Origin of the sequence: Thalassospira permensis NBRC 106175 (assembly GCF_000714555.1) — a bacterium.
In the GTDB taxonomy this organism is placed as follows: domain Bacteria; phylum Pseudomonadota; class Alphaproteobacteria; order Rhodospirillales; family Thalassospiraceae; genus Thalassospira; species Thalassospira xiamenensis.
The window spans coordinates 98,961-111,738 of sequence record NZ_AUNC01000005.1; the positions used below are offsets into that span (position 1 = coordinate 98,961).

Below are 12,778 nucleotides of genomic sequence, written 5' to 3' on the forward strand. Positions count from 1 at the left end.
CAAGCTACTGATCGCAATTTGTGTTCGCCATGACGCGCAATCGCCCTGCGCACGGCCTGACCATCAGATAATGATAAGGTACCTTTACGCAAGTAGGACGTCGGGTTTCGGCGACGATTTAAACCCACTTTCCCACAAAGGTGTCGGGGGTGCAAACCGCCATCGCATGCCGATTGCGTTTTCTACCCCCATCGGGGCCGTGCGGCAACCGGCGGCGGATAATACGTCGGAAATGCCTGAAACCTCAAGCCCGCCAACGGAAAGCAGAACTTCTTTATCATAAAGTGCGGGTATGGATGCAAGGGCCGCGCGCGGCAAATGATCAACAAATGGCGCGATTTTGCCAATGGCGGCCCGAAAGGCGCGCGTGTGAAACGCATCACAAGCCGACAGCGGCGCAATCACAAACCGCCCCAAATCACCGTAATCCGCGGTTGCCCCCGCGCCATGATCTGCGAAAAACAGCTCGAACCGATTGTCCCAACGCTGTCCGAAACCATCGCGCATCAAATCGGCATCAATGCGAACCGGATGGGCATCCACGCGCCCGATCTCTCGATAAACCAGCAAAATGCCCCCCCGGCGATGCAACACGCATCCACCCAGACTGACCCGCGCATCTTCCTTCTCGTTGATTTGCAGCAGGGCCGCCGTCAACGCGCCCAGTGCCGGCATATAATTTTCCCCGCCAACCACCCGGACAATATGCCCAAGGCCATAGCGTGCGGTTACTTCATCACCGCCAGCATCCTGCCATTTCGAATAATCGATACGCGCAATACCGCAATTTGCAATCTGCACCGCCGATGCCAGAAGATCGGCAATCCGGTATTCCGCGGTCTGGCGTGCATCGGCACCGCTTTGAACCGTCTCTTTTTTCGGGTCGTCCATCATCGGGTTGTGTCTGATGCGCACGCGCTCAAAACGGACATTGCGGTTGGACGGGTCTTCGATCCAGTCCTGCTGGCGGGTCCGAAGCGTTGCAATCAGATCAACCTTGGCCACGGGCAACAAAGGCCGCAACACTCTGGCATTGCGCAGATAACGCCGCGCCGCCATCCCGGCCCGGCCGATCACGCCACTCTCGCGCTGTTGCCGCATCACAAGCGTTTCATGCTGATCATCGCGATGATGGGCGACCAAAAGGTGCAGGATGCCCATTTCCCCCAACGCGCGGTCCAGCAGGTCATAGCGGGCCTTGCGCGCCGCTTCCTGAATACCACTTTGCGGTTTGGCCCCGTCCCAGCGCAAAATACGATGATCAATGCCATGTTTTCGAAGCTGCTCCCCAACCCGGATCGCTTCTTCTGCCGCCTCCGCACGCAGGCCGTGATCAACCGTGATGGCGGTCAATTCGCCGCCCTTTGCCCCGCACCATTCATGCGCCAGTAACGCCAACGCCATGCTGTCCGCGCCCCCCGAAACCGCCACGGCAATTTTCGGCCGATCTTCAAACGGGCCAAAAACATTCATCAGGCGCGAAAAGACAACGGCGTCCAATGGGGTTCCATCGGACGCCGGATCGGGATTGATCATATTTTCCGGTTGGTCTGCCATCAGACTGCCATCAGGAACAGCCGCGGTTCTTGCGTTCCTGACGGGCACGGTCAAGCACGACCGCCGACGCATTCGGGAAGTTTGAAATCAGATGGCCAAATGTCGTGCAGGCATCGTCCTTCTTGCCCAGATTGCCAAGCGACATGCCAAGTTTAAGCAGGTTATCGGCCGCCTTGCTGCTATCGGGATAGGTCTGGAAACCTTCGGTAAACGCGACAGCCGCCTGATCATACTGTTCGCGAACATAAAACGTTTCGCCAAGCCAGTATTGCGCATTACCGGCCAATGCATTGTCCGGATGGCTTTTGACAAACGCGGCAAGGGCGGTTTCCGCCGCCGCAAAGTTCTGTTTGCGCAAAAGATCAAAAGCATAACGATACTGTTCTTCCGGTGTCCCGGCCGGAAGGGCACCACCGCCACCAGATGCGACCGCGGCAGGTGCCTGCCTACCTGCCCCTGTATTGGATGGGCCGGACGGAACAGAGGGCGGCGAACCTTCATTCTCGATCACACCGAACAATTGGGTACCACGGTCATCAACCCGTTGCCCCGTACCGGCGGTATTTGGTTGGGCATTCGATGCGCTCGCACCGTTTGCCGCGGCCCCGGCCGCTGCCGACGGGGCAACAGCACCGGTCTGCGTGCCACCAGCATTGGCGCCGCCTTCAAGTTGACCAAGGCGGAAATCAACATCGGAAACCAGACGATCAAGGCGATCTTCAATCTTGCGAATGCGGAAGTCGAATTCTTCGATCTGGCCGGTAAGCTGGGTCACCGCGCGTTCGATCTCGTTGATCTGAACCTGCTGGCGCGCCGCGGCCGGACTTCCATCACTTGAACCACCATCGGCAACACCACCCGAAGGAACACCCTCGCGGTAGACATAACGCTGCAACAGATCAAGATCCTTGCGCAGCTGTTCGACCTGACGGGTCATGTTGGATTCTTGCGCCCGTACCGGTGTACCGCCAGGAACAGTCATCCCCAGCAGCGCCGCGACGGCAAACACCGACAAATAGCCGACCGGGCGACGGCGCAGCGCCCCCTGTTTTCCCCCAACGGTTGGTGAATGCGCCGCCGCGGAAATCTGGTGCGGCAGGGCGTCATTGCGATAACCGGTTTTCGGGCCAACTCGGATCATTTTCGGGTCCTTCGTCGTAATTTCGAACATCACATTCCCAGTATCATCAAGGAACATCCAGGGTCAGAACCCCTTAATTTGGTTGAAATGGTCAATCAGATTTGTGCGGATACGCGAAGCAAAATCGCAGGAAGATATATATCTTTCAAGGTTTTGCGACAAAGTAGCCCGTGCAAATCTGATTGATCCGAAGGACAGGTGTTATATTTGCGAAATCCAAGGAAAAGCCCGCGGTGCGGGTTGGCATCCCGGACGAGGGATTTGACGTCGGAGTTCGCAAATATAACACCTGCCATTCCAATCAAATTAGGGGGTTCTGACCCTATGTTGCAACATTTTGAGGCGGCAAAAATAAGGCGCCTGTCCCTTTCGGAACAGGCGCCTTGAAATTCAGGCTTTCACCTGCACGCGCTTAACGGATAACCGAAACAGAGCGGCGGTTTTTAGCCCAGCTTTCTTCGTCGTGGCCAAGCGCGACCGGACGTTCTTTACCATAAGAAATGGTTTCGACACGTGACGGATCGATGCCAAGCGCAACGAGGTAATCTTTCACGGAGTTCGCGCGACGCTCACCCAGTGCAAGGTTGTATTCACGGGTACCGCGTTCGTCGGCATGACCTTCGACAACCACTTTGTACTGCGGGTATTTTTTCAGCCAGGCAGACTGAAGTTCCAGCGTACGGCGTGCTTCGCCCGACAGGTCATATTTGTCGAAGCCAAAGAATACGCGATCGCCAACATTAACCGCGAACCATTCCGGGCTGCTTTCCGAAAGCGTGCTCGAAGTGGAAGACGGCTGATTGGTGGTCGAAACACCTTCGCCAGCAGAAGTTGCCGAGCTGTCAGGTGCGGTTTCACAGGCAGCCAGAAGTGCGGCAGCAGCAAAAACACTCAGAATCCGAAGTTTCATTTAAGTTTTCCCCTTAACACCGGACGCATTCGCCCGATTGTGGTGTTTTCCATGTCTCGCGACACCGAAAATGCCCGCGATTAATGCGAATCGCATTCAGTGCTTCGCGATGACTATACTCTTGAGATATCAGGGAATCAAGGGTGACCATGCCGGATCCGATCCATCCGCCGGTGTCACGATCTCACGTTCGTTAAAACCGGTCAAATCGATCGAATACAGACGATAGCGATCCTTGGTCCCGTCCCTGGACGGGTGCTGGCGGTGATACATCAACACTCTTCCGTTCGGTGCCCATGTCGGGCCTTCGACAAGGAAGCCCTCGGCCAAAAGCCGCTCTCCACTGCCATCTGGACGCATGACACCGATATAGAACCGACCTCCTTGTGACTTGGTGAATGCGATCAGGTCACCGCGTGGCGACCAGACCGGTGTGGCATAAAGACCACCACCGAAACTGATGCGCTGGACACCGCTTCCATCCGCATTCATCACGTAAAGTTGCTGTGATCCGCTACGGTCCGAGTTGAACGTAATTCGCGAACCATCAGGAGAATATGACGGCGATGTATCAACTGCAGGATGCCGCGTCAATTGGCGTTTTTCGCGCGTACGCAGATCCAGCTGGTAGATTTCACTATTGCCGTCCAAAGCCTGGGACATCACCACGGAATTGCCGTCTGGGGCAAAACGCGGGGCAAAGGTCATGCCCGGGAAATCGCCAAGCAATTCAAGCTCGCCGGTATCGATATCCAGAACATAGACACGTGGTTTATCGTTGAAATACGACATATAAACCACTTCCTGGGCCGTCGGAGAAAAACGCGGGTTCAGAACAAGAAACTTGCCGTCCGACAGGAAACGGTGGTTCGCACCGTCCTGATCCATGATGGCAAGCCGCTTGACGCGTTTATCGCCCGGGCCCGATTCGGAGACATAAACGATACGGGTATCGAAATAACCCGATTCCCCGGTAATGCGTTTATAGATCTCGTCGGCAATCTTGTGTGCGATACGCCGCCAGTTGTTCGGCTGGGTGCGATAGGCCACCCCTGCCATCTGGTTTTCAGCCAGAACATCCCAAAGGCGGAATTCGACACGCAGAAGCCCGTTCGGTTCGGTAACAACCCGGCCATTGACAAGTGCCTGCGCATTGATCGCGCGCCACTCGGCAAAGTTCGGATTGACCGCCAGCGAACTGGCACTCTGGATAAAGGCTTTTTCGTCAATTGGCGCAAACAGACCCGATCGCGCCAGATCGGCACTGATCACCGACGTGATGTTCTGACCGACTTCGGTTTCCGAAACACCTTCACCCGGGAAACGGGTAACGGCAATCGGCATCGGTTTGACTTCACCCCGGGTGATGTCGATACGGAGTTCGGCATGCGCCGGTGCCGAGGGTACAACGGCCAGGCCAGCGACAACGGCAAGGGCACACAGTCCGGCCAGACTGCGTGTAACCCAATCTCGTTTTGATGCGTTGGTCTTGATGGTCATCCTGCCTCGCTATTTTCCACGCGTTTTGAGGGACTTATGATTTTATTCATTACAGGCCCAGCATTTCACGCATGTCAAAATTGAACGTGAATGTGCGCCACATTTCGTATTTATCCAGCGGCAGTTTCAGGGGACTGCATTGTGGATTTTGCACAGCTCGAAGAGCACTTTCTGCAATCGCACGACGAGAAGGATCGCCGCCAATCTCCCCGGAGTTGCTGATTTGTGCCTTTTGTACTGTTCCGTCTGGCCTTGCAACAACATGTATTTCGACCGCAAAGTTCCCGGCTTCCTTGGCTCCGGCCGGTGGGCTCCAGCAGCGTTCGATCTGTCTTTTGACGGCGTCAAGCTCGCTCATAGTCAAACGCGCGTCCAGACGGGTCGCAACCACCTCGCTTGCATTGTCTTCGGGCGTATCTTCCGGTGTATCCTGTGGTGTCGGCTGTGCGCTCGGTTCGGTTTTGCGCACATCCTTCAGAATATCGGCAAGTGTCCGCTTCGGCTCCGGGTCGGGCTGCTTCTTCGGTTCGGGCTTCGGTTCCGGCTTTGGCTCTGGCTTTTTGGCCTCAACCGGCTTTGGTTTCGGCTTTTCCGGGGTCGGGGTCGGGTCCTTCTTCACTTCCGGTTTCGGAACGGGTTTGGGTTCCGGTTTCGGCTGTGGTTTGGGCTCGACCTTCGGCTCCGGTTTCGGCTCAGGCTTCGGTTCCGGTTTGGGCTCTGGCTTTGGCGCAGGCTTGGGTTCCGGTTTCGGGGTCGGTTTGGGTTCCGGCTTCGGAACCGGCTTTGGCTCTGGCTTTGCAACCGGTTTCGGTTTCGGCTTTTCTTCGGCTTTCGGCTTTGGCAGCGCCTTGGTCGGAGCAGCCGAGAATTCATCGACTGTCACCACCTCGACCGAAATCGATTGCAGTTCCAGCGGCGTTTCCTCGAACAGTTCCGGCAAGCCTAACCAGGCAATCAGAAAGATCACCAGGTGGGCTGCCAGAGAAATCAGAACACTGCGAAACATGTCGGTTTACTTGCCCTTTGCGGGCAGCTCCGCGATCAGCGCAACTTTGCTAAACCCGGCCTCGTTGATCAGGCCCATGACTTCCATCACACGGCCATAATCAATTGCCCGGTCACCGCGCACGAAAATACGGGTATCGCGTTTATTCTCGGTAATGGCCGAAAGCTTTTCGACCAGCGTGTCCTGGGCGACTTCACTGTCCATGATATAAAGAGTGCCATCCCCCGTGACCGATACGACAAGCGGTTCGTCCTGGCCGGTCATCGGGGCGGCCGATGTTTCCGGCAGGTCCACTTCGACACCGACCGTCATCAAAGGTGCCGCCACCATGAAAATCACCAGCAGAACAAGCATCACGTCAACCATCGGGGTGACGTTGATGTCGCTCATGGCGCGGCGGCGGTTGCTGCGGCGACCGCGGCGGCGTCCTCCGCCGGATCCGGATGCGAGTTGAGCGCCCATATCAGTCTCTCGCGTCGTCAAGCTGGCGTGACAGGATCGACGTGAACTCGTCAACAAACGCTTCAAGGCGATTGCCATACCGGTTCAGGTCACTGGAAATCTTGTTATAGGCCACCACCGCCGGAATTGCCGCGACAAGGCCCATCGCCGTTGCAAGCAGTGCCTCGGCAATCCCCGGTGCGACAACCGCAAGCGACGTATTTTTCGACGCCGCAATCGCCTGGAAGGAAACCATGATCCCCCAAACCGTCCCGAACAGGCCGACAAACGGTGCGGTCGAACCAACAGACGCAAGGAAGGTCATATAACGTTCAACCCGGTCCATTTCACGGCCCAGCGTGATTTCCATCGACCGTTCCAGGCGCTGCTGAAGGCGGGCGCGCATTGTTTCGCCCTTGACCCCGCGCGCGTTCGAACGACGCCATTCGCGCATTGCCGAAACGAAAATCGCCGACATCGGATCGCGCGGCTGATCAGCAATTCGGTCATACAGGTCTTCAAGCGATCCGCCCGACCAGAAGGCTTCTTCAAACGTGTTTGCCTGGGCGCGCAATTTGCGCAACCGGATCAGCTTTTCAATGACAATTGCCCAGACCCAAACCGATGCCAGCATCAGCCCGATCATCACCGTTTTGACGACAATCCCGGCCTGCATGAACAGACCCCACATGGACATGTCATGGGCCATGACCGACTGCCCCAGCGTTACCGCGTCGACCACCTGATTTTCCATATTCTCTTCAGTCCTCGTTCACATCCAGATAGGTTGCGTAAGCCGTTCTCAATTCATCGGGCATCCGTTGCGCCCGTAACTCTTGCAGCGACACGCAGGCGAGATATATCTCGATAACCACGAGCACCTCGTCGTCCCGCATGATCTTCTGTTCGAATCCCAGCGACGCGCCCCCCAGTTTGATCAGGCGAGTATCCACAATCAGCCTGTCTTCCAACCGGGCCGCCCGACGAAAATCGAGCGTACAGTGTCGAACGGCTATGGCAACTTTGTGGCGCTCTGCAAGGCTACTATTGCTAACGCCCAACAGGTTAAGCATCGCTGAACGCGCCCGCTCGGCAAAGGCGAGATAGTTGGCGTGATATACAATTCCACCTGCGTCGGTATCCTCGTAAAACACCATTAACGGGAAAATATGCCGCTTGCCCTCGATATGACCGAGCAGGCTGTTTTCGCGCTTATCCGTCATTCCTCTGTCCCGTCTGCGGCCTTGGTCGCGCGCTGATCAAACAGGTCCGCCAACGGCACACCATTGCCTTCGCGCGGCGGCACCAGCCCAAGATGTTTGTATCCCTTGATGCCCAGCATACGGCCCCGCGGGGTGCGCTGTATCAATCCCTGCTGCAACAGATACGGCTCGATCACGTCTTCAATCGTGTCACGTTCTTCCGACAGGGCGGCTGCCAGCGTATCGACACCAACCGGCCCGCCGCCGTAATTCCCGGCAATACAGTTCAGATAACGGCGGTCCTGGCTATCAAGGCCAAGATTATCGACCTCAAGCCGCGTTAGCGCCGCATCAGCGATGAATTTATCGACCGGCGATTTTCCGGCAACCACCGCAAAATCACGCACCCGGCGCAACAGCCGCCCGGCAATACGTGGTGTTCCCCGTGACCGGCGGGCAATTTCCATCGCCCCTTCACGCGTCATATCGAAACTCAGCAACCGCGCACCGCGCGCCACGATCTCGACCAGCTCTTCGGGCTCATAGAATCGCAACCGCAACGGAATACCAAACCGGTCACGAAGCGGCGTGGTCAGAAGCCCCGACCGTGTCGTTGCCCCGACAAGCGTAAAGGGCGGCAGATCAATCCGCACCGAACGTGCAGCCGGTCCCTCGCCGATGATCAGATCAAGCTGGAAATCTTCCATCGCCGGATACAGGATTTCCTCGACCGCCGGGTTCAGGCGATGGATTTCATCAATAAACAGAACGTCGCGCGGCTGAAGATTGGTCAGAAGGGCAGCAAGATCACCGGCCTTGGCAATCACCGGGCCGGACGTCGCCCGGAAACCGACGCCAAGCTCGCTGGCAACAATCTGCGAAAGCGTGGTTTTGCCAAGACCGGGGGGACCGAAAAACAGCACATGATCCATGGCTTCCTCGCGCCCCCGCGCCGCCTGGATAAAGACATCCAGATTTTCGCGCACTTCTTTCTGACCGGTAAAATCGTCCAGCCGACGCGGGCGCAAAGAGCCGTCCTGATAATCTTCCTCGCGGCGTTCCCCGCTAAGCAAACGGTCTTCTTCCTCGCTCACGCGCTAAGCTCCTTCAGTCCCAGACGGATCAGGGTATCAAGTGTCTTGTCCTCACCGGCCTGCTGGGCGGCCTTGCCAACCGCACCAAATGCCTCGGATCGGCCATAGCCCAGATTAACCAGCGCTGAAACCGCATCGGCCAGAACCGCGCCATCATCGACAACCGGCGCGGCATCGGCTGTGTCGATACTCACATCAGCAACCGGTTTGGCCGATTTTGCAGATTTTTTTGACGAAGTTGCGGCAGGCGGTGCCACAGGTGCCGCCGGGGCCGCAACCGGGCCAAGGTTAAGGCGCGACGCCTTGTCTTTAAGCTCACCCACAACACGGGTCGCCACCTTCGGGCCAATCCCCGGCGCCCGGCAAAGGGCCGTGGTATCCTGCGCGGCAATCGCACGCAAAAGATCGGTCGGGCTTAAAACCGACAAAAGGGCCAGCGCAACCTTGGCCCCCACCCCCTGAACCGTCGTCAAAAGGGCAAACCACTGCTTTTCGGCGTTATCGGCAAAACCATAAAGATGAATGTGATCTTCGCGGACATGGGTTTCGATCATCAAGCCCGCCTCGCCGCCTTTTGGCGGCAGCATGGTCAATGTTCTGCGCGATGCAAAAACAAGGTATCCGACCCCGTTCACATCGATGATGACACTGTCCTCGCCAATGAAATCGACAATTCCGCGAAGTTTTGCGATCACCTGTATTTTCTCCCCGGTCCGGCTGTTATCCCCGCAAGCGCGCGGGTTCCGGCATGTTGTGCATGACAAATCGCAACCGCCAGTGCATCGGCCGCATCTGCGCCATGGATCTGACATCCCGGCAGCAGGGTGGATACCATCATTTCAACCTGCTGCTTGGCCGCATGACCCGCACCCACCACCGTCTTTTTGACGGCATTGGGTGTATATTCCGTTACCGGAATGCCACAACGTGCCGGCGCAAGCAGCGCGACACCGCGCGCCTGCCCCAGTTTAAGCGTCGAAACAGGGTTTTTGTTAACGAAGGTTTCCTCAACCGCGGCCTCATCGGGCGTCCAGGCCGCAATCACGTCCATAAGCCCGCTATGAAGCTGATCAAGCCGTTCCGCCAGCGATAGCGACTGTGTCGAGGTCACGACACCATTGGCAACATGACGCATCCGGTTGTCTGTAAGGTCGATCACCCCCCAGCCAGTGCGTTGAAGACCGGGATCGATACCTAGAACCCTGACCACGTCGCCTCACCTTATTATCATAAGCAAAATAAAATACGCCCGTCATTCAAAAGGGAATGACGGGCGTAAGCAAGCGTAATCAGTTATCAAGCGCAGCAGCGATCTCGTCGGTCCAGTTAACGTTGGTCCAGACATTCTGGACATCGTCGTTATCTTCAAGCGCATCAACAAGCTTCATGATGCTCTGTGCCTGATCGATGCTGATGTCGGCTTCGGTCACCGCGCGGAAGACAAGCTTCGCACTTTCCGGGTCCCCGAACTTCTCGGTCAGCGCTTCACGCACATTGTTAAGCTCTTCGATCTCGGTTTCGATGACGTGGCTCTCATCATCCGATTCCACGTTTGCAGCCCCCGCTTCAAGGGCGGCCTCAAACATTTCATCCGCACCGGCCTTGTCGGCCGGATAAACGATTTCGCCAAGACGGTTGAACATGAAACCGACCGAACCGGTTTCACCAAGGTTGCCACCGCTTTTGGCAAATGCGGCACGCACTTCGGATGCGGTACGGTTGCGGTTATCCGTAAGCGCCTCGACGATCACGGCAACACCGGCCGTCCCGTAACCCTCGTAACGGACCTCTTCATAATTGTCGCCCTCGCCTGCACCGGTCGCCTTTTTAATCGCGCGATCAATGTTGTCTTTGGGCATGTTCTGAACACGCGCGGCGGCAATCGCTGCACGCAGACGCGGGTTGCTGTTGATATCATCACTGATTTTCGCCGAAACCGTGATTTCACGGGCGAGTTTGGTGAAGATTTTGGCGCGCTTTTTATCCTGCGCGCCTTTGCGGTGCATGATGTTCTTAAATTGGGAATGGCCGGCCATAACCTGAAACCTGTATTCTTTTCGTGTTGTCGATCAGTGCAAATCGGGCACCGGCCGGTAACTGCGGGATCTTCCCGGGCAGACCGGTCTCGCGATGATTGCGCGCCAGTCCGGCGGACCGAACCGGACCGGACAAACTGACAGGCAGAAATTTCGACCGCTCCTATATCCTGTTTGCGCTTCAAGGTCCAGCTATCCGTCATCTGCCCGCATTCATCAACCGGCGCGCACCGAAACCGCGGGCGCATCACCTCTGATTTATACAACTTATGGATTTAACCGTGATTTTTTGTCGCAGAACTGCTTACGCCTTGCAGTTCTGTGAATAATATTTCAATAATGTCCCTTAATAAGAAAAAATAACTCTAAAGTATAACTCTTCGGGGGTTACGAACTGGGCGACGAAAAGAACAAAACACCCGTTGCCTGATCCAAGAAACCCGGACGGACACAGAAGCCGCTCGGGGAAAACAGCACAAGAAGGTAGGACAGAATGGGAATTAAGTTCGGGGTCCAAAGCAAACTTCTGATATCGTTTGCATTGGTCGGATTGATGGCGGTGGTTTCTGCCGTTGTGGGTGCCGTGTCTTTCAACAAGTTCGGCGAAGCTCTGACCACCATTACAGAAGAAAAACTGCCGCCGATCGCTGCGGCACAGCAACTGGCGACCGAAAGCGCGGAAATCGTCGCGATTGCGCCGCGCATCGTCGCATCCAATTCCACAGATGAAGAACTGGCCATCAAGGAAGAACTTGATTTCCGCCTGCTGGAACTGGTCAACAAGATCAACGAAATCGAATCAACCGGCTTCATGCCCGACGTGATTGCCACGATCAATGACAACCGCATTCAGTTGCAGGACACCCTTGGTCAGTTGCACACCGTCACCCAGGAACGTTTTGCCATTTCGACCGAAAAGGCCGAAAAACTAAGCGAGTTCCAGGACCTTGCAAAACGCTATGGCGATACGCTGAAACCGGTTCTGTCCTATACTCAGAATGACATCGCGCAGGGCAACGCCTATGCGCAGTCATTAAAGGACGACCCGTCCGCCAAATACACGGCAAGCACCGAAGAAGTCGTTGAAAACTTCATCAAGATGAACGAGGCCATCAGCGCACGTTCACCGGTTCTGGAAATCGAACGTCTTGGTTCGTCTGCTGCCAACATGATCATCGCGTCAACCACCGAAACGCAGGCCGTGCGTCTGTCGATCATTCCGGTGCGTATTCGCGGCACCTATGCCGATGCACTGGCCGCCCTTGATTCCATCGGGAACGAGCGCCTGAAGAACTTCTATGTCGAACTGATCGACAAGATGCAGAAGCTCTCGGTCGGGGATGACAGCCTGCCGGAGCTTCGCAAACGCGAACTTGCCGCCGCCGAAGAAAGCCAGCGTCTGGTCATCCAGAGCGGTGAATACGCCAACGCAATGCGCAGCGGCGTTTCCGAACTGGTCGCCGCCCTGAACTCCGAAGTCGATGACGCCGCCACACAGGCAAAAGTCGTCGAAAAACAGAGCCTGACGGCACTGGCCGTTGTCGCCATCGCCGCCATCCTGATCTCGCTGATCATTTATGTGGTCTATGTCCGTGGCAACCTTCTGCGCCGTCTTGCCGGTCTGCAAACCACCATGGTGACACTGGCCGATGGCAATCTTGATATCGACGTCCCGGTCAAGGGCAATGACGAAATCACCGCTATGGGCCGCGCGGTCGAGGTGTTCAAGGACAACGCCCTTAAGGTGCGCGAACTTCAGGCCGAAGAAGAACGCCTGAACCGTGAACGCAACGAAGCGCTCCGTGACGAGCTGCTTGGCCTTGCCGACACCCTGCAAAACGAAGTCGAAAGTGCGGTTGGTGAAATCGCCGCCCTCGCCGAACAGCTTCAG

The 12,778-nt window shown here is 56.5% G+C and carries 13 protein-coding genes; 1 reads left to right on the plus strand and 12 read right to left on the minus strand.

Going from position 1 to position 12,778, the window contains the following annotated elements:
* Nucleotides 1-84: 84 nt before the first annotated feature.
* The 12 genes from tilS to SMB34_RS04520 all read right to left on the minus strand — a co-directional run bounded on the left by tilS (nucleotide 85) and on the right by SMB34_RS04520 (nucleotide 10,887).
* Nucleotides 85-1,557 carry a tRNA lysidine(34) synthetase TilS gene (tilS, locus tag SMB34_RS20595; protein WP_051682127.1) on the minus strand — a complete coding sequence of 491 codons (1,473 nt, stop codon included), beginning with the start codon at nucleotides 1,555-1,557 and terminating at the stop codon, nucleotides 85-87.
* 10 nt (nucleotides 1,558-1,567) lie between these two features.
* Nucleotides 1,568-2,698: a tol-pal system protein YbgF gene (gene ybgF, locus SMB34_RS04465; protein WP_240478742.1), complete on the minus strand. Its 1,131-nt coding sequence runs from the start codon at nucleotides 2,696-2,698 to the stop codon at nucleotides 1,568-1,570.
* 412 nt (nucleotides 2,699-3,110) lie between these two features.
* Nucleotides 3,111-3,608: a peptidoglycan-associated lipoprotein Pal gene (gene pal / locus SMB34_RS04475; protein ID WP_007092132.1), complete on the minus strand. Its 498-nt coding sequence runs from the start codon at nucleotides 3,606-3,608 to the stop codon at nucleotides 3,111-3,113.
* A 129-nt stretch (nucleotides 3,609-3,737) separates the two neighbouring features.
* Nucleotides 3,738-5,108 carry a Tol-Pal system beta propeller repeat protein TolB gene (tolB, locus tag SMB34_RS04480; protein WP_007092133.1) on the minus strand — a complete coding sequence of 457 codons (1,371 nt, stop codon included), beginning with the start codon at nucleotides 5,106-5,108 and terminating at the stop codon, nucleotides 3,738-3,740.
* A 49-nt stretch (nucleotides 5,109-5,157) separates the two neighbouring features.
* Nucleotides 5,158-6,114 carry an energy transducer TonB gene (locus SMB34_RS04485; RefSeq protein WP_037987928.1) on the minus strand — a complete coding sequence of 319 codons (957 nt, stop codon included), beginning with the start codon at nucleotides 6,112-6,114 and terminating at the stop codon, nucleotides 5,158-5,160.
* 6 nt (nucleotides 6,115-6,120) lie between these two features.
* Nucleotides 6,121-6,576: a protein TolR gene (gene tolR, locus SMB34_RS04490; protein WP_007092135.1), complete on the minus strand. Its 456-nt coding sequence runs from the start codon at nucleotides 6,574-6,576 to the stop codon at nucleotides 6,121-6,123.
* 1 nt (nucleotide 6,577) lies between these two features.
* Nucleotides 6,578-7,309: a protein TolQ gene (gene tolQ / locus SMB34_RS04495; protein ID WP_007092136.1), complete on the minus strand. Its 732-nt coding sequence runs from the start codon at nucleotides 7,307-7,309 to the stop codon at nucleotides 6,578-6,580.
* Between the two features lie 7 nt (nucleotides 7,310-7,316).
* On the minus strand, nucleotides 7,317-7,778 hold the full coding sequence (locus SMB34_RS04500; RefSeq protein WP_037987930.1) for a YbgC/FadM family acyl-CoA thioesterase: 462 nt from the start codon (nucleotides 7,776-7,778) through the stop codon (nucleotides 7,317-7,319).
* Nucleotides 7,775-8,851, minus strand: a complete 1,077-nt coding sequence (ruvB, locus tag SMB34_RS04505) for a Holliday junction branch migration DNA helicase RuvB (RefSeq protein ID WP_007092138.1) — start codon at nucleotides 8,849-8,851, stop codon at nucleotides 7,775-7,777. Before ruvB ends, SMB34_RS04500 begins: the two co-directional genes overlap by 4 nt.
* A complete protein-coding gene (ruvA, locus tag SMB34_RS04510) occupies nucleotides 8,848-9,546 on the minus strand; it encodes a Holliday junction branch migration protein RuvA (protein WP_007092139.1) in 699 nt (232 codons plus the stop codon). Before ruvA ends, ruvB begins: the two co-directional genes overlap by 4 nt.
* Nucleotides 9,543-10,061, minus strand: a complete 519-nt coding sequence (gene ruvC / locus SMB34_RS04515) for a crossover junction endodeoxyribonuclease RuvC (RefSeq protein ID WP_037987931.1) — start codon at nucleotides 10,059-10,061, stop codon at nucleotides 9,543-9,545. The genes ruvA and ruvC overlap by 4 nt, the downstream gene beginning before the upstream one ends.
* A gap of 79 nt (nucleotides 10,062-10,140) precedes the next feature.
* Complete coding sequence (locus SMB34_RS04520) at nucleotides 10,141-10,887, minus strand: YebC/PmpR family DNA-binding transcriptional regulator (RefSeq protein ID WP_007092141.1); 747 nt, start codon at nucleotides 10,885-10,887, stop codon at nucleotides 10,141-10,143.
* A 493-nt stretch (nucleotides 10,888-11,380) separates the two neighbouring features.
* Between SMB34_RS04520 and SMB34_RS04525 the strand changes: the two genes are divergently transcribed.
* On the plus strand, nucleotides 11,381-12,778 hold a 1,398-nt coding region (locus SMB34_RS04525; protein ID WP_037987932.1), incomplete at its 3' end, for an MCP four helix bundle domain-containing protein.